The organism is Cupriavidus sp. L7L (assembly GCF_004353535.1).
Lineage (GTDB): Bacteria > Pseudomonadota > Gammaproteobacteria > Burkholderiales > Burkholderiaceae > Cupriavidus > Cupriavidus oxalaticus_A.
In genome coordinates, this window is the sequence record NZ_SMNY01000021.1 from 93,954 (window position 1) to 108,871 (window position 14,918).

Sequence of the window (14,918 nt, forward strand, 5' to 3'; positions counted from 1 at the left end):
CAATTGCACGCGAGACGGCCTCGAACACCACGCGCGGCGCTTCGTGCGCTACCAGCAGCGCTTCGGCGCGCAGTTTGTCGCCAGCGGGCCGGCGTGGTCGCTCGACGCCAAGGGCGCGGCCGAGCTGACGCGCGTGCCCGACGGCGTGGCGGCGCGCTGCGTCAATGACGAGGAACGGCTCGCGCGCCGGTTCGAGATGAGCTGCGATGCGTCGTTCTGGCGCGAGGCCGGGGTGGAGGCGGGCTTCGAGTCGGTGCCGCTGCACGGCTACGTGCATCTCTTCCACCTGGAATGGCACCGCAACCTGTGGGTGCATGTACAGCACCTGACCGAATACCGCTACCAGCCCGAGCTGCGCGACAAGCTGGTGCTGCCCGACCACCACCGCGACCTGATCGATATCCTGACCTCGCACATGGACGTGCTGGTGCCGGACTTCGTGGCCGGCAAGTCGGGCGGCACCACCATCCTGTGGGACAACGACCTCGAGCACAACGCCATCGTCGCCGAGTTCCTGCGCACGCTGGAGTACTTCAACGGCCTGCTGTTCATGACCACCAACCGCATCGGCGAGGTCGACGATGCCATCCTGTCGCGCTGCATCGCCACCATCCACTACGAAACGCCGGGCAAGGTCGATGCGCGGCGCCTGTGGCGGCTGCAGGCGGCGCAGTTCGGCGCCGAGCTGGGCGACGGGCTGGTCGAGGCGCTGCTGCGGGCCTATCCGAAGACCAGCGGGCGCGATATCAAGGAGCTGCTCAAGCTGGCCACCCGCTATGCCCGCGCGCGGGAGGTGCCGCTGAACGAGGACGTGTTCAGGCTTTGCGGGCAATTCCGGGGACTGAACTGAAGCGCATGCCGTGAAGCGCGGGCCAGCGGTATCATGGCGCATCTGCCAACGCCGCTGACGCGCCCCATGAGCCTCGATCCTGCCGAACTGCAGGCTGTACGGCCCTACCTGCTGCGCTTTGCGCGCCTGCAGCTGCGCGATGAGGGGCTGGCGGAAGACGCCGTGTCGGAAACGCTGCTGGCCGCGCTGGAGCACCCGGAGCGCTTTGGCGGCCAGTCCTCGCTGCGCACCTACCTGGTCGGCATCCTCAAGCACAAGCTGATCGACAGCCTGCGCAGCGGCCGGCGCGAGGTGCGGCTGGCGCTGGTAGCGCCGGAGAACGGCGAGGTGCCGTCCGAACAGGAGGCGCTGGATGCGCTGTTCACGCGCAACGGCCACTACCAGGACCCGCCTTCCGACTGGGGCGACCCCGAGCGCGCCTTCGAGCGCCGCGAGTTCTTCGAGATCCTGCAGTTGTGCGTCGACCGGCTGCCGCCGCGGCTGGGCCGGCTGTTCATGATGCGGGAATGGCTGGAGCTGGATACCGAAGAAATCTGTCAGGTCTTGCAGATCAGCGCGACCAATGCATGGGCCATGCTGTACCGGGCCCGCATGCGGCTGCGCGCGTGCCTGGAACTGCACTGGTTCGGGCGCCGCGACGCGACCGGCAAGGGGTGATCGGCCTCCTGCGAACGATCTCGTCCACATAACCCTCGGCAACCACCATGCCCGACCGCCCCGCCCGCCGCCTGCTGCCGGACTGCGAAGAGGTTCACCACCTGACCATGAAGGGCCTGGACCAGCCCTTGTCATGGGTGGAACGGCTGCGCATGCGCAGCCACCTGGCGATCTGCGAAGCCTGCACCGTGTTCAGCGCGCAGATGCGGACCATGCGGGAGGCGATGCGGCGGATGGGGCGGGAGGATTGAGGCCACTGCTCGCAATCAGGTGCGCGAGGTGCTGAACGCAAGCCAACGTCTCTCGCAAACGCTCCCCTCCCCCGCGAAGTGGGAGAGGGGAGCAAACCGGCGGCAATCACGCACGCGCACCTTCGCCGTAGGGATCGAAACCACCCACGCGGCTGCCTTCGCTGTACGGGTCGAAGCTGCGCGCCGGGGCTGCCGATACGCCGCTGCGGTCCAGGCCGGCCACCGTGCGGGCGCCGTCCACGTACGGATCGGGCTTGCCGGCGCGGGCGCCATCGGTGAAGGCATCGTGCGAACGGAACTCATAACCGTACTTGTCGCCAGGCAGCGTGGCGGCGGCCAGCGTGCGCGCACCGTCGGTGAAGACGTCGTGCGAGCGGAACTCGTAACCATACTTGTCGCCGGGCAGCGGTTCGGCTGCGCTAGCGGCGTGCGCGGCGCCGAGGGCGGCCAGCGACAGGAACAGGGCGGAAGCGAAACGGGCGGTCTTGGTCATGATTTTCTCCAGTATTATTCGTTGAATTTGGCAGAACGTCTTGCTGTGTGTGCGTGCCGTTCATGTAACGAACTATAGGAGTCTTGACCGGGCATAAGCGGGGAGCAGTATGGACAAATCGTTCAAATAAATTGAAATAGATGCCGGCTGGCGCGCCGCGTTAGTCATGACGCAAATGTAATCGGCTCGCCGCGTGAACACCGCCCGGCCTCGGTTAAACTTGCGGCTCGCTGCCATTCCCGACATGCAACGCCTGCTCCTCATCGTCCTCGCGCTGATCCTGCCGCTCCAGTTCGCCTGGGCGGGAGCGGCCGCCTATTGCCGGCACGAGGTGGCAGCGGCGGCCAAGGCGCACCTGGGGCATCACGAGCACCAGCACCAGCAGAAAGGCGAGGCCGGCCAGCCCGCAACCAAGGCCGACGCTGATGTTGACAAGCTGGGCATCGCCGATCCCGACTGCGGCGTCTGCCATGTCGCCTCGGTCCCGTTCGCACGGGCCGACGGGCCACGCGTGCAGGCCAGCCAGCGCGTTGAACTGGCGCAGGCCCCGCGGCAGGCCGGCTTCTCCTCCCACAGCGCCAGGGCGCCCGACCGCCCGCAGTGGCCCCGTCTCGCTTAGCCGGCGAGACGACGCTACCCGCTTCCCTGACTTCTTCCTGATTCGCTGAACTCAGGCGTCTCGCCGAATTCCCGGTTTCTTTCCTGGTGCAATTCGATGCGAAGACTTTTGCTGCCGCTGGGGCTGGCGGCCGTACTGACCAGCCCGCTTGCCGGCGTCGCCCAGACGCCACCATCCGCCATCCAACCCTCGCCGTACGCCGCCAGTGCGGACGGCGCGGGCGTACGCGAGCCATCCGGCACGCTGACGCTGGACGCCGCGCTGGCGCTGGCCGAAGCCGGCAGCTTCGCGCTGTCCGCCGCCGGCAAGGAGCTGGATGCCACCGAGGGCGACCTGACGCAGGCGCGCGTGATCCCCAATCCCGAGCTGGCAGTGTCGATGGAAGACACGCGCCGCGCCACGCGCTCGACCACCGGCCAGTTCAACGTGCCGATCGAACTCGGTGGCAAGCGCGCCGCCCGCATCGGCGTGGCCGAGCGCGGCCGCGAGCTGGCGCAGGCAGAGCTGGGCGGCGTGCGCGCCGAACTCCGCGCCGCGGTGATCGCGCGCTTCTTCGGCGTGCTGGTGGCGCAGGAGCGCGTCAAGCTGGCCGAGGGCTCGGTCGGCATCGCCAGCCGCGCGGCGCAGGCTGCCTCGCGCCGAGTCGCCGCCGGCAAGGTGGCGCCGCTGGAAGCGACGCGCGCGCAGGTCGAGCAGGCCAACGCCGAGCTGGAACTGGCCGAGGCCACCGGCGCGCTGCAGTCCGCACGGCAGTTGCTGGCCGCGCTGTGGGGCAATGCCGCGCCGCGCTTCGCGCAGGCACAGGGCGACCTCGACGCGTTGCCGTCGCGCCCCGCGCCCGCCGCGCTGGAAACGGCGCTGGAAGATTCGCCGTTGCTGGCCGCAAGCCGGCTCTCCGCCGAACGCAGCCGCGCCGAAGCCGCGGTGGCGCGCAGCCGCCAGTACCCCGACGTCACCGTCAGCCTCGGCGCCAAGCGCGACAACGAGGCCAACCGCAACATGGCCGTGCTGGGTGTGGCGATCCCGCTGCCGCTGTTCGACCGCAACCAGGGCAACCTGTACGCGGCGCTGCGACGGGCCGACCGCGCGCAGGATGTGCATGCCGCCAACCGCATCCGGCTGGCCAATGAATTGCAGCAGGCGTCGACGCAGCTGTCGGTGTCGCGCGCCGCGGCCCAGACGCTGCAGGGTTCGGTGCTGCCGGCGGCGGAGCAGGCGTATGCCGCGGCTTCGCGCGGCTTCGAGGCCGGAAAATTCAATTTCCTCGACGTGCTGGACGCCCAGCGCACCCTGTTCCAGGCGCGCATCCGCTACCTGGACGTGCTGGCCCGCACCTATGACGCGGCCGCCAGCATCGATCGCATCCTCGGACACTGATACGGAAGGCTCCAGGCATGGCAATAAGCAAGCAACAACGGGCCGCGGTGGTGGCCATTCTGGTCGCGGGGCTGCTGGGCGGCGCGGCGATCCTGTTCACGGGCAAGGGCGGCGGGTCGGGCGAGGCCGGGCATGAGCATGGCGAGCACGCTGAAAAGGGCGAGCAAGCCGACCATGACGACGGCCACGCGCACGACAAGCCGGCGAGTACGCAGGCCGACGCCCCCGCTGCCGCCGCTGCGCCGGCGCAGGCCGCGGACCAGCCCCATGTCATCAAGCTGACGCCGGAGCAGGTGCAGCAGGCCGGCATCGGTATCGCCACGGCAGGCCCCGCGCCGTTGCGCGGCAGCATCGATTTCCCCGGCGAAATCCGTTTCAACGACGACCGCACCGCGCACGTGGTGCCGCGCGTCGCGGGCGTGGCGCAGGCGGTGCCGGCCAACCTGGGCGAGCAGGTCGCCAAGGGCCAGGTTCTGGCAGTAATCGCCAGCACGGCACTCGCCGAGCAGCGCAGCGAACTGCTCGCGGCGCAGCGGCGCGAGGCGCTGGCGCGCGCCACCTACGCGCGCGAAAAGACGCTGTGGCAGGAGAAGATCTCTGCCGGGCAGGACTACCAGCAGGCCCGCGCCGCGCTGGAAGAAGCGCAGATCGCGGTGCAGAATGCCAGGCAGAAGCTGGTCGCGATCGGCGCATCGGAAAGCGCCGGCAAGGATCGAGTGGACGGCAAGGGCGGCAGCCTGAACCAGTTCGCGCTGCGCGCCCCGTTCGACGGCATCATCGTCGAGAAGCACCTGTCGCTGGGCGAAGCCGTCAAGGAAGACGCCAGCGTCTTCACCATCTCGGACCTGAGTTCGGTCTGGGCCGAGTTCGTGGTCTCGGCGCGCGACCTCGACCAGGTGCGCGTGGGCGAGACCGTCAGGATCCGTTCCACCGCCTCGGAGACGCAGGCCGAGGGCAAGGTCTCCTACGTCGGCGCGCTGCTCGGCGAACAGACCCGTACCGCCAAGGCCCGCGTGACGCTGTCAAATCCGGGCATGGCGTGGCGGCCCGGGCTGTTCGTCACCGTCAGCGTGCTCGGCGCCGCGACGCAGGTGCCGGTTACGGTGGAAGCCGATGCCGTGCAGCAGGTCGATGGCCGCAGCGCCGTGTTCGTCGCGGTGCCGGGCGGGTTTGCCATGCAGGCGGTCAAGACCGGCCGCAGCGGCGGCAAGCTGGTCGAGATCACCGAAGGCCTGCAGGCCGGCGCGCGCTACGCCGCGGCCAACAGCTTCATCCTCAAGTCCGAGCTGGGCAAGGCCAGCGCCGGGCATGAGCACTGAGCGGGAGGCGCCATGTTCGAACGCCTGATCCGCTTTGCCATCGAGCAGCGCTGGCTGGTGCTGCTGGCCGTGCTCGGCATGGCCGCGCTGGGCCTGTACAACTACACCCGGCTGCCGATCGACGCCGTGCCTGACATCACCAACGTCCAGGTGCAGATCAACACCGCCGCGCCCGGCTATTCGCCACTGGAGACCGAGCAGCGCATCACCTATCCGGTCGAGACCGTGATGGCGGGCCTGCCGGGGCTGGAGCAGACCCGCTCGCTGTCGCGCTACGGGCTGTCACAGGTCACGGTGATCTTCCGCGAAGGCACCGATATCCATTTCGCGCGGCAGCTGGTCAACCAGCGCATCCAGGAAGCGCGCGACAAGCTTCCACCCGGCATCACGCCGGCGATGGGCCCGATCTCGACCGGCCTCGGCGAGATCTACCTGTGGACCGTCGAAGCCGAGCCCGGCGCGCGCAAGCCCGACGGCACGCCCTACACGCTGCCCGACCTGCGCGAGATCCAGGACTGGGTGATCCGTGCGCAGCTGCGCAACGTGCCTGGCGTGGCCGAGGTCAATGCCATCGGCGGCCATGCGCGCGCCTACGTGGTGGCGCCAAGCCTGGAGCGGATGGCGTCGTACGGGCTGTCGCTCGCCGACGTGGTCACGGCGCTGGAGAAGAACAACGACAACGTCGGCGCCGGCTACATCGAGCGGCGCGGCGAGCAATACCTGGTGCGTGTGCCGGGCCAGGTGCGCTCGCTCGACGATATCCGCGACGTCATCGTCGGCACCGCGCAGGGCCAGCCGATCCGCGTGCGCGATTTGGCCAGCGTGCAGACCGGCGGCGAGCTGCGTACCGGCGCCGCCACCGAGGATGGCCGCGAGGTGGTGCTGGGCACGGTCTTCATGCTGATCGGCGAGAACAGCCGCACGGTGTCGCAGGCCGTCGACCGCAAAATGGCGGAGATCAACCGCACGCTGCCGGCCGGCGTGAAGGCGATCACCGTGTACGACCGCACCAAGCTGGTCGACAAGGCCATCGCCACGGTGAAGAAGAACCTGCTGGAAGGCGCCGTGCTGGTGATCGCCATCCTGTTCCTGTTCCTCGGCAACCTGCGCGCGGCGCTGATCACCGCGCTGGTGATCCCGCTGTCGATGCTGTTCACCTTTACCGGCATGGTCCACACGCGCACCAGCGCCAACCTGATGAGCCTGGGGGCGCTGGACTTCGGCATCATCGTCGATGGCGCGGTGGTGATCGTCGAGAACTGCGTGCGGCGCCTGGCGCATGCGCAGCAACGGCATGGCCGCGCGCTGACGCGCACCGAGCGCCTGCACGAGGTCTTCGGCGCCGCGCGCGAGGCACGCCGGCCGCTGCTGTACGGCCAGCTCATCATCATGGTGGTGTACCTGCCGATCTTTGCGCTGACCGGCGTCGAGGGCAAGATGTTCCACCCGATGGCGATCACGGTGGTGCTGGCGCTGCTGGGCGCGATGGTGCTGTCGGTAACCTTCGTTCCCGCCGCGGTAGCGCTGGCCATCGGCAATCGCGTGGCCGAGCGCGAGAACCGGCTGATGGCGTGGGCGCGGCGCCGCTATGCCGTGCTGCTGGACCGCTCGCTGTCGGCGACGCCGGTGGTGCTGGCGCTGGCCGGCGTGGCGGTGGCGCTGTCGCTGGCGATCGCCACGCGCCTGGGCAGCGAGTTCGTGCCCAGCCTCAACGAGGGCGACCTCGCCATCCAGGCGCTGCGCATTCCCGGCACCAGCCTGACGCAATCGGTGGCGATGCAGCAGCAGGTCGAGACCACGCTGAAAGCGAAATTCCCCGAGATCGAACGCGTGTTCGGGCGCACCGGCACCGCCGAGATTGCCTCCGACCCGATGCCGCCGAATATCTCGGACGGCTACATCATGCTCAGGCCGCCGTCCGAATGGCCCGCGCCGCGCCGCACGCGCGACGAACTGATCGCCGCGATCCGCGCGGAGGTCGGCAAGCTGCCCGGCAACAACTACGAGTTCTCGCAGCCGATCCAGCTGCGCTTCAACGAGCTGATCTCGGGCGTGCGCTCCGACGTTGCGGTCAAGGTGTTCGGTGACGACAACGCCGTGCTGGAAGACACCGCCAACCGCATCGCCGCGGTGCTGCAGGGCATTGCGGGCGCGGCCGAGGTCAAGGTCGAGCAGACCACCGGGCTGCCGATGCTGAGCGTCAATATCGACCGCGACAAGGCCGCGCGCTACGGGCTCAACCTGAGCGATATCCAGGAAGCGGTGGCGATCGGCATCGGCGGCAAGGTGTCAGGGACGTTCTTCAGCGGCGACCGCCGCTTCGACATCGTGGTGCGCCTGCCCGATGCCGTCCGCGAAGACATGGACGCGCTGCGGCGCCTGCCGGTGGCGCTGCCGAAGGACACCGTGGCGGGCGCGCGCACCAGCTATATCCCGCTCAGCGAAGTCGCCACCGTGGAGATCGCGCCGGGCCCCAACCAGGTCTCGCGCGAGAACGGCAAGCGCCGCATCGTGGTCAGCGCCAACGTGCGCGGGCGCGATATCGGCAGCTTCGTGCCCGAGGCGGAGGCCGCCATCCGCGAGCGCGTGCGCATCCCCGCTGGCTACTGGACCAGCTGGGGCGGCACCTTCGAGCAGCTGCAGTCCGCCACGGCGCGCCTGCGCGTAGTGGTGCCGCTGGCACTGGGGCTGGTGTTCGTGCTGCTGTTCGCCATGTTCGGCAACGTCAAGGACGGGCTGCTGGTTTTCACCGGCATCCCGTTCGCGCTGACCGGCGGCATCCTCGCGCTGTGGCTGCGCGGCATCCCGCTGTCGATCTCGGCCGCGGTGGGCTTTATCGCGCTGTGCGGCGTGGCGGTGCTGAACGGGCTGGTGATGCTGTCGTTCATCCGTTCGCTGCGCGAGGAGGGCGTGGGGCTCGACCAGGCGATCCGCGACGGCGCGCTGACGCGGCTGCGGCCCGTGCTGATGACCGCGCTGGTGGCGTCGCTGGGTTTCGTGCCGATGGCGCTGGCCACCGGCACGGGCGCCGAAGTGCAGCGTCCGCTGGCCACGGTGGTGATCGGCGGCATCCTGTCGTCGACGGCGCTGACGCTGCTGGTGTTGCCGGTGCTGTACCGGCTGGCGCACAGGAAAGATGAGCCGGTGACTGCGGACCGCCAGGCCGGCAATCCATCTTTCACGTCGCCGTGAAGCGTTTGCCGTGCCCAGGCGGCAAACTGGCAGCATATTTCAGCCCCCGTGTGCCGCCATGCTGCCTGCCGCCGAATCCCATGCCAACGATGCCAACCATGCGCTCGACCCGCTAAGCGCCGTCACGCACCCCGATCCCTATCCCTACTACCGCGAACTGGCGACGCACCGGCCGTTTTTCCGCGACCAGCGGCTCGGCCTGTGGGTTGCGGCGGGCGCACGCGAAGTGGCGACGGTGCTGTCCCACCCCGACTGCCGCGTGCGTCCGCCAGCGCAGCCGGTGCCGCCCGCACTGGCTGGTACCGCCGCCGGGGATCTGTTCGGCCGGCTGATCCGCATGAACGACGGCGCCGCGCATGCGCCGTTGAAGGACCTGCTGATGCCATTGCTTGCCGCCATCGATCCGGCGGCAGCTGCACGTCGTGCGGCAGCGCTGGCTGAGCTGATGGACGCCGGCACGGCATGGTCCGCGGAACGCATCAATGGCGTCCTGTCGACGCTGCCGGTCGTGACGCTGGCTGACCTGCTCGGCCTGCCCGTCGCGGTGGATCGAGCCACGGCAGCGGCCGTGGCCGCCCACGTCGCAGCATTTGCCGCCGCACAGTCACCGCTTGCCGATGCGAACGCCGTGCAAGCCGGAGTGGTCGCCGCACAATGGCTCGGCAACTGGCTCGCCAATGCCGTACCGGCAGCAGGCCCGTTGCCGTCGCTGCAGCAGGCTGCCTGTGCGGCGGGCATCGATGCGCAAGCGGTGGCCGCCAACACCATCGGCCTGCTGGTGCAGGCCTGCGAAGCCACCGCCGCGCTGGCAGGCAATTCGCTGCTGCATCTCGGCCGTGGCAAGGCGTTGCCCGGAATATCACCGGACCAACTGGTCACAGAGGTGGCGGTGTCGGATCCCCCGGTGCAGAACACGCGCCGCTTCCTCGCCGCCGATGCAACCCTGTGCGGCCATGACGTCAAGGCCGGCGATGTGGTGCTGGTGCTGCTCGCCGCAGCCTCCTGCGGCGGTATGGCGGATGGCGAGCGTCCGTGGACCTTCGGCCACGGACGCCACGCGTGCCCAGGCGACAGGCTGGCGCAGGCGCTCGCCGGCGCGACGGTGACGGCACTACTTGCACGCGGCGCCGCCCCGGCCGTACTGGCGCGCGCGTTTCGCTATCGTCCTTCCCTGAACGCCCGCATCCCGCATTTCTGCTGAACTCACCATTCAAAACACGGAGCCCTCATGATCGCCGTCATCTTTGAAGTCGAGCCCGCACCGGGCCGCCGCGACGCCTACCTCGATATCGCCGCAAGGCTGCGCAGCGAGCTGGAGAGCATCGACGGCTTTATCTCGGTCGAACGCTTCCAGAGCCTGGCCAACCCGGGCAAGGTTTTGTCGCTATCGTTCTTCCGCGACGAGGCGGCCGTGATCGCCTGGCGCAATACCGTGGCGCACCGCGAGGCACAGGCCGCGGGCCGCGGCGGCGTGTTTGCCGACTACCGCCTGCGCGTGGCACAGGTGCTGCGCGACTACGGCATGCACGCACGCGACGAAGCCCCCGCCGACAGCCGCGCAGTGCACGACCGCAAGCCCGGCTGAAGGAGCATGCGATGACGATGGAAGCAATCGGCACGCAGGCTGCCTTTATCGGCCTGACCTTCCTGCTGGCAGGCTTGGTCAAAGGCGTGGTGGGCCTGGGCCTGCCCACCGTCGCGGTGGGATTGCTCGGGCTGGTGATGCCGCCGGCGCAGGCCGCGGCGCTGCTGGTGGCGCCGTCGATGGTGACTAACGTGGTGCAGCTGTTCAGCGGTCCGCGCTTCGGCCAGCTGGTACTTCGGCTATGGCCGATGCTGGCGGCGATCTGCGCCGGCACGTGGCTGTGCGCTGCGCTGGTCGCGGCCGGGATGATGACCCACGCTACCTCGGCGCTTGGCGTGGCGCTGGTGCTGTATGCGGTGGTCGGACTGGCAGCGGTCAAGCTGCACGTGCCGCCGGCGGCAGAGGCCTGGCTCGGGCCGGTGGTCGGGGTGGTGACCGGCGCGATCACTGCGGTGACCGGTGTGTTCGTGATTCCCGCTGTGCCTTACCTGCAAGGGCTGGGGCTCGAAAAGGAGGGCCTGGTGCAGGCGCTGGGGCTGTCCTTCACGATCTCGACCATTGCGCTGGCGGTCGGCCTGGCGCTGGACGGATCGTTGCTGCACACCCCGGTGCTGGGGGCTTCGTTGCTGGCACTGGTGCCTGCGCTTGGCGGCATGTTCATCGGGCAATGGCTGCGCCATCGCATCAGTGCGGAGCGCTTCCGCAAGCTGTTCTTCTGCGGGCTGCTGGTGCTGGGCGGCGAGCTGGCGATGCGCGGGCTTTCGTGATCACGCTTTCGCATACGATCGGTTTTCTCCCCACTCCCGCTTGCGGGAGAGGGAGCACCCAGTCGGTTAAGCAAAGGTCATGGATACGCGAACGATCCTCACCGCCCCGCCTGCACCACCCGCCCATTCAACGGCTGCACCGGCCGCGCATTCATCGGGTAGAGCTTGCGGAACGTCGCCAGTTGCGCCGCCGAAATCTCCACCGGCGTCTTCAACACCTGCCATCGCACATCCTCGCTGCAAGGCGGCGTGGTCAGCGAGCCGGTGAACGCCCAGTAGGATTGCTGCGCAGGCAGCAGCGCCGCCACGTCAATCGGCGCACCCAGCTCGCGCGACTCGCCGGCCTTGGCCGGCAGGCTGGCAAAGACCGGCTGCAACGCCGCGTTTTCGCGCCCGGTCTTGAACAGCACCGCCACCACCGCCAGCTTGCCTTCGGCGTTCTGGTGCACCAGGTGCGCCACCAGCGGATAGGCCTTGCCGTTGATCTTCTCTTCGCTCGGCGTATGGAAGTGGAATTGCACCAGCTTGTACGCCGCGCCGTCGAACTCGGCCTGCCCGCCCGCAGGCAGGTTGACCTGGATGGTATGGCCGTTGTTGACCACGGTTGCCGGCGTTGCGGTGTAGCCAAAGCCGATCGGCTTCAGGTCCGCGCTCACGGTCTTGTTGGTACGGATATCGATGGGCGACTGGTGCTTGCCCAGCGTGCAGGTCTTGTAGCCGGCGTCGAGCTCGCCCCAATGGCTGGCGCCGGTCGGCCCGGCGTAGGTCCAGTGGGTGTCGTTGCCTGCCCAGGCGGCAGGGGCGAGCAGGGCTGCGCAAATGGTGATGGCCGGCAGCTTGATGGTCATGTCGATGCGTCCTCGTGTAGGTGACCCCTTCGTACTCCGAACTCCCGGGTTGGCGCGATCTGCTGCCACGCCTGATCCGGGCCCGAAATCATGCAGCAAAAATCGCCCCGCGCGAACTCAGCATTACTGAATTCCGGTCTGCACTGCGCTTATTCCGGGTATGCGGCTGACGCTGGCGCACTGGCCAGCACTGGGACGGTCCGGGGTATTCGAGCCGTTTGATCGACGGCGCGGCCCTGGACCGGCAAGCGGGTTCATGACAGGCACGGCCGGCGTGATCCGGCCGTGCCTGCGCTTTCAGTGGGGCGGGGTGCCCGGCTGGCTTGACTCCAGCTGGTCCCGAACTGCGGCGATATGGTCGCCGGCGGCATCGACGGCCGCTTCGAGATCCTGCTCGCTGCAGTGAAGCTCGCGGCACCAGTACTGCACTTCAAGCGGATCCATCAGGTTAACGCGGCCCGGATCCAAAGGCCTGAACTGGCTCGTTGCATCGATCATGCTCGCCTCCTGTCCGTGCCTCGGCGCGACACGACCCTTGCATTGTAGGCAGTGATCGCGATCGCGTTGCATGCAAAGCCGATGCTGTGCGCCATGCCATGCACGCGACTCGGCATATGATGCACGGGTTACCCACACCGACAGGACGACGCATGCCCCGCTCTTCCGGTGCAAAGCTCTGGTCCGCGCTGAACAAGGCCGCCACGCGCAATGCCCGCCGCATGCAGCGCGCGGTCAACCGCAACATCACCAAGCCGATGACCGAAGCCATCGTGCGCAACGCGGTGAAGCAATCCGCTGCAGTCACCGCGGCCACGCAGCGCGCGCTGTCCGGCGTGGTGTCGCCGGCCGAGCCGCCGCGCAGCCGCGGCAGCGGCCGCTGGGAGGAGGGCAGCTGGGGCGCCGGGCCGCTCGCGCCGCGGCGCTATCGCATCTTCGTGCCGGCGGGCGCCAACGGCAGGCGGCGCGCCCCGATGCTGGTGTTGCTGCATGGCTGCGGGCAGGACACCGCCAGCTTTGCAGCGGTCACGCGTGCTGCCGCCGTGGCGCGCGAGGCGGGCTGGGTGGTGCTGTTGCCCGAGCAGAGTTCGCAGGCGAACGCGCAGCGCTGCTGGAACTGGTTTAAACCCGCCGGGCACGGTGCGGTGGAAGCGGGCCTGCTGATGGCGCTGGTCGAGCAGGCATGCCGCACGCATCCGGTGGCGGCTAACCGCGTCAGCGTGCTCGGCTTGTCAGCGGGCGGGGCGATGGCTTTGACGCTCGGCCTGCGCTATCCCGCGCGCTTCGCGGCGGTGGGCTCGCATTCCGGTGCGGTGCCGTGGAGCGCCACCAACGCGGCGCAGGCCACACGCGCGATGCGCGGCCAGCGCGGGCCCGATGCGCAGGCCGTCCACGCGCTGCGCCTCGGCCTTGCCGGCCGGCGCCCGCCGCCGCTGCTGCTGCTGCATGGCGACGCCGACGCCATGGTCGACTTCAGCAATGCCACCGCGGCGGCGGCACTGTGGATGCACCTGCAGCCCGAAGGCGCCCATCCGCTTGCCGCGGTGCCGGCGCGGCGCGCCCAGCGCGGCATGCGGCGTGCGGTCGATGTGTTCGACTGGACCGAGGGCAAGGCGCCTTACATGCGGCTGGTGCGGGTCGAAGGGCTCGGCCATGCGTGGAGTGGCGGGGCGGGGGGGCACGCGTTCTCGGATCCGGCGGGGCCGGATGGGCTGAAGCTGGCGTTGCGGTTTTTTCTGGCGGTCGGGGGGTGAGGAGCGTCACCCCGGCGTCACCCCGGCGTCACCCCGGCGTCACCGGCTCGATCACTACATCAGTGACCGCACAAGCCACGCACGGGAGGATCAACCCTTCCTCTTTCTCATCCAGGCTCAGCCCGGGCCATTCGATCCGGTAGCGGATCGATCCGGCATGCAACCGGCTGGCACAGGCGCGGCAAGTGCCGTTGCGGCAGGAGTTGGGCAGCGGCACGCCGTCCAGCAAGGCGGCTTCCAGCAAGCTTAGCGCGGCCGGGGCGGCAAAAGTCTGGCCGCCTGGCAGCACCTGCGCGGTGAATTCGCCGCCGATGTCCGCTATGGACGCATCGCGTTCATCCATGGGAATCGTCCTGTGCCTGCGGAAATTGCGCGCGCCCATGGGTGGCGTCGCGCAAGGCATCGCGCGCCGTATCCACTTGCGTGGCGGGAAGGCGCAGCACCAGCGTTGCCAGCGCGCCATAGGCGGTATCGGCCAGCGTGCAGCCGTGCTGGGCGGCCTGTTCGATCCAGCGGCGCACGCGTGGCTCGTCGGCATAGTCGATCGATATCGTCAGCGTGGCGTAGGCGATGCGCTCGATGCGTTCGGCCGATTTCAGCGCGGCGGCGATGGCATCGGTGTAAGCGCGCACCAACCCGCCAGCGCCCAGCTTGACGCCGCCGTAGTAACGCACCACCGCGGCCAGCACGCCGTCGAGGTCGTGGTGGCGCAGCACTTCCAGGATCGGCCGGCCGGCGGTGCCCGAAGGTTCGCCGTCGTCGGACATGCCCGACGCGCCGCCGGCGAGCAGCGCCCAGCACACATGGGTAGCGGTGGGGTGTTCCGCGCGCAGCGCCTGCAGCGCGGCCATGGCCGCGTCGCGGTCGGCCACCGGCAAGGCCAGGGCCAGGAAACGGCTCTTGCGGATTTCGACTTCGGCCTGGACAGGGTGGGCTAGCGTGTAGGTCGGCAAGCGGGAAGGGCGGAAAAAGCTGGAAGAAGCTGCGCGGTGCGAGCCGCGGACAGAAGCGGGAAGTGTACCGCAGCGGATGAGTCACCCCGGCCGTGGCTCCCATGTGAAGTGTTGCATCGTCAACTTCCTGTCACAAAGACGCCCTACGATCTCCGGCTGTCGGGCGCAATGCCGCCCGCCGCCCGCCTGTGCCAACAGGTGCCCGGCCGCCCGCGCGGTGCCGGCGCGATCAAGCGGTCAAAAAAACCAGATCCAT

General features: G+C 69.0%; 15 protein-coding genes and 1 pseudogene. 11 read left to right on the top strand and 5 right to left on the bottom strand.

The window, feature by feature from the left end; genetic code table 11:
* Positions 1 to 22 precede the first annotated feature (22 nt).
* The 3 genes and pseudogenes from E1J61_RS19340 to E1J61_RS19350 form a co-directional block, all read left to right on the top strand.
* Positions 23 to 850 (top strand): annotated as a pseudogene (locus E1J61_RS19340) (AAA family ATPase); the annotation flags it as partial.
* Positions 851 to 916: 66 nt separating this feature from the next.
* Positions 917 to 1,507 (top strand): sigma-70 family RNA polymerase sigma factor, encoded by a 591-nt coding sequence (locus E1J61_RS19345; RefSeq protein ID WP_133095641.1) that lies wholly within the window; start codon positions 917 to 919, stop codon positions 1,505 to 1,507.
* A 47-nt stretch (positions 1,508 to 1,554) separates the two neighbouring features.
* Entirely contained in the window at positions 1,555 to 1,758 is a 204-nt protein-coding gene (locus E1J61_RS19350) for a zf-HC2 domain-containing protein (RefSeq protein WP_133095642.1), read from the top strand.
* Between the two features lie 106 nt (positions 1,759 to 1,864).
* On the opposite strand, the gene E1J61_RS19355 is transcribed toward E1J61_RS19350, so the two are convergent.
* The gene (locus E1J61_RS19355) at positions 1,865 to 2,251 is read right to left on the bottom strand and encodes a hypothetical protein (RefSeq protein ID WP_133095643.1); all 387 of its coding nucleotides are present in this window, start codon (positions 2,249 to 2,251) and stop codon (positions 1,865 to 1,867) included.
* A gap of 244 nt (positions 2,252 to 2,495) precedes the next feature.
* Here E1J61_RS19355 and czcI point away from each other — a divergent pair, with 244 nt between their 5' ends.
* From czcI to E1J61_RS19390, 7 genes are all read left to right on the top strand, one after another.
* A complete protein-coding gene (gene czcI / locus E1J61_RS19360) occupies positions 2,496 to 2,870 on the top strand; it encodes a cation efflux protein, CzcI family (RefSeq protein WP_133095644.1) in 375 nt (124 codons plus the stop codon).
* Between the two features lie 96 nt (positions 2,871 to 2,966).
* Positions 2,967 to 4,247, top strand: a complete 1,281-nt coding sequence (locus tag E1J61_RS19365) for a TolC family protein (protein WP_133095645.1) — start codon at positions 2,967 to 2,969, stop codon at positions 4,245 to 4,247.
* A 17-nt stretch (positions 4,248 to 4,264) separates the two neighbouring features.
* Positions 4,265 to 5,566, top strand: coding sequence for an efflux RND transporter periplasmic adaptor subunit (locus E1J61_RS19370; RefSeq protein ID WP_133095646.1), 1,302 nt, complete (start codon positions 4,265 to 4,267; stop codon positions 5,564 to 5,566).
* Positions 5,567 to 5,578: 12 nt separating this feature from the next.
* A complete protein-coding gene (locus E1J61_RS19375) occupies positions 5,579 to 8,758 on the top strand; it encodes a CusA/CzcA family heavy metal efflux RND transporter (protein WP_133095647.1) in 3,180 nt (1,059 codons plus the stop codon).
* Positions 8,759 to 8,816: 58 nt separating this feature from the next.
* Positions 8,817 to 9,959, top strand: a complete 1,143-nt coding sequence (locus E1J61_RS19380; RefSeq protein ID WP_133095648.1) for a cytochrome P450 — start codon at positions 8,817 to 8,819, stop codon at positions 9,957 to 9,959.
* A 27-nt stretch (positions 9,960 to 9,986) separates the two neighbouring features.
* The gene (locus E1J61_RS19385; RefSeq protein WP_133095649.1) at positions 9,987 to 10,343 is read left to right on the top strand and encodes an antibiotic biosynthesis monooxygenase; all 357 of its coding nucleotides are present in this window, start codon (positions 9,987 to 9,989) and stop codon (positions 10,341 to 10,343) included.
* Between the two features lie 11 nt (positions 10,344 to 10,354).
* Positions 10,355 to 11,110 (top strand): sulfite exporter TauE/SafE family protein, encoded by a 756-nt coding sequence (locus E1J61_RS19390; protein ID WP_133095650.1) that lies wholly within the window; start codon positions 10,355 to 10,357, stop codon positions 11,108 to 11,110.
* A 98-nt stretch (positions 11,111 to 11,208) separates the two neighbouring features.
* Here E1J61_RS19390 and E1J61_RS19395 read toward each other — a convergent pair whose 3' ends face one another.
* Together E1J61_RS19395 and E1J61_RS19400 are read right to left on the bottom strand one after the other, a co-directional pair.
* Complete coding sequence (locus E1J61_RS19395) at positions 11,209 to 11,958, bottom strand: carbonic anhydrase (protein WP_133095651.1); 750 nt, start codon at positions 11,956 to 11,958, stop codon at positions 11,209 to 11,211.
* A 297-nt stretch (positions 11,959 to 12,255) separates the two neighbouring features.
* The gene (locus tag E1J61_RS19400) at positions 12,256 to 12,456 is read right to left on the bottom strand and encodes a DUF3606 domain-containing protein (RefSeq protein ID WP_133095652.1); all 201 of its coding nucleotides are present in this window, start codon (positions 12,454 to 12,456) and stop codon (positions 12,256 to 12,258) included.
* Positions 12,457 to 12,608: 152 nt separating this feature from the next.
* Here E1J61_RS19400 and E1J61_RS19405 point away from each other — a divergent pair, with 152 nt between their 5' ends.
* Positions 12,609 to 13,709: a PHB depolymerase family esterase gene (locus tag E1J61_RS19405; protein ID WP_133095653.1), complete on the top strand. Its 1,101-nt coding sequence runs from the start codon at positions 12,609 to 12,611 to the stop codon at positions 13,707 to 13,709.
* A 28-nt stretch (positions 13,710 to 13,737) separates the two neighbouring features.
* Here the strand turns inward: E1J61_RS19405 and E1J61_RS19410 are convergent, their stop codons facing one another.
* Entirely contained in the window at positions 13,738 to 14,052 is a 315-nt protein-coding gene (locus tag E1J61_RS19410; RefSeq protein ID WP_133095654.1) for a 2Fe-2S iron-sulfur cluster-binding protein, read from the bottom strand.
* Positions 14,045 to 14,662, bottom strand: a complete 618-nt coding sequence (locus E1J61_RS19415; protein ID WP_133095655.1) for a YigZ family protein — start codon at positions 14,660 to 14,662, stop codon at positions 14,045 to 14,047. Before E1J61_RS19415 ends, E1J61_RS19410 begins: the two co-directional genes overlap by 8 nt.
* Positions 14,663 to 14,918: the final 256 nt, after the last annotated feature.

What these genes read in the sequence shown, in the direction of transcription:
- E1J61_RS19365 (WP_133095645.1), top strand. Translation starts at nt 2,967, where the DNA reads ATGCGAAGACTTTTGCTGCCGCTGGGGCTGGCGGCCGTACTGACCAGC.
- E1J61_RS19355 (WP_133095643.1), bottom strand. Translation starts at nt 2,251, where the DNA reads ATGACCAAGACCGCCCGTTTCGCTTCCGCCCTGTTCCTGTCGCTGGCC.
- E1J61_RS19390 (WP_133095650.1), top strand. Translation starts at nt 10,355, where the DNA reads ATGACGATGGAAGCAATCGGCACGCAGGCTGCCTTTATCGGCCTGACC.
- E1J61_RS19405 (WP_133095653.1), top strand. Translation starts at nt 12,609, where the DNA reads ATGCCCCGCTCTTCCGGTGCAAAGCTCTGGTCCGCGCTGAACAAGGCC.
- E1J61_RS19395 (WP_133095651.1), bottom strand. Translation starts at nt 11,958, where the DNA reads ATGACCATCAAGCTGCCGGCCATCACCATTTGCGCAGCCCTGCTCGCC.
- E1J61_RS19370 (WP_133095646.1), top strand. Translation starts at nt 4,265, where the DNA reads ATGGCAATAAGCAAGCAACAACGGGCCGCGGTGGTGGCCATTCTGGTC.
- E1J61_RS19350 (WP_133095642.1), top strand. Translation starts at nt 1,555, where the DNA reads ATGCCCGACCGCCCCGCCCGCCGCCTGCTGCCGGACTGCGAAGAGGTT.
- E1J61_RS19380 (WP_133095648.1), top strand. Translation starts at nt 8,817, where the DNA reads ATGCTGCCTGCCGCCGAATCCCATGCCAACGATGCCAACCATGCGCTC.
- E1J61_RS19385 (WP_133095649.1), top strand. Translation starts at nt 9,987, where the DNA reads ATGATCGCCGTCATCTTTGAAGTCGAGCCCGCACCGGGCCGCCGCGAC.
- czcI (WP_133095644.1), top strand. Translation starts at nt 2,496, where the DNA reads ATGCAACGCCTGCTCCTCATCGTCCTCGCGCTGATCCTGCCGCTCCAG.
- E1J61_RS19375 (WP_133095647.1), top strand. Translation starts at nt 5,579, where the DNA reads ATGTTCGAACGCCTGATCCGCTTTGCCATCGAGCAGCGCTGGCTGGTG.
- E1J61_RS19410 (WP_133095654.1), bottom strand. Translation starts at nt 14,052, where the DNA reads ATGGATGAACGCGATGCGTCCATAGCGGACATCGGCGGCGAATTCACC.
- E1J61_RS19400 (WP_133095652.1), bottom strand. Translation starts at nt 12,456, where the DNA reads ATGATCGATGCAACGAGCCAGTTCAGGCCTTTGGATCCGGGCCGCGTT.
- E1J61_RS19345 (WP_133095641.1), top strand. Translation starts at nt 917, where the DNA reads ATGAGCCTCGATCCTGCCGAACTGCAGGCTGTACGGCCCTACCTGCTG.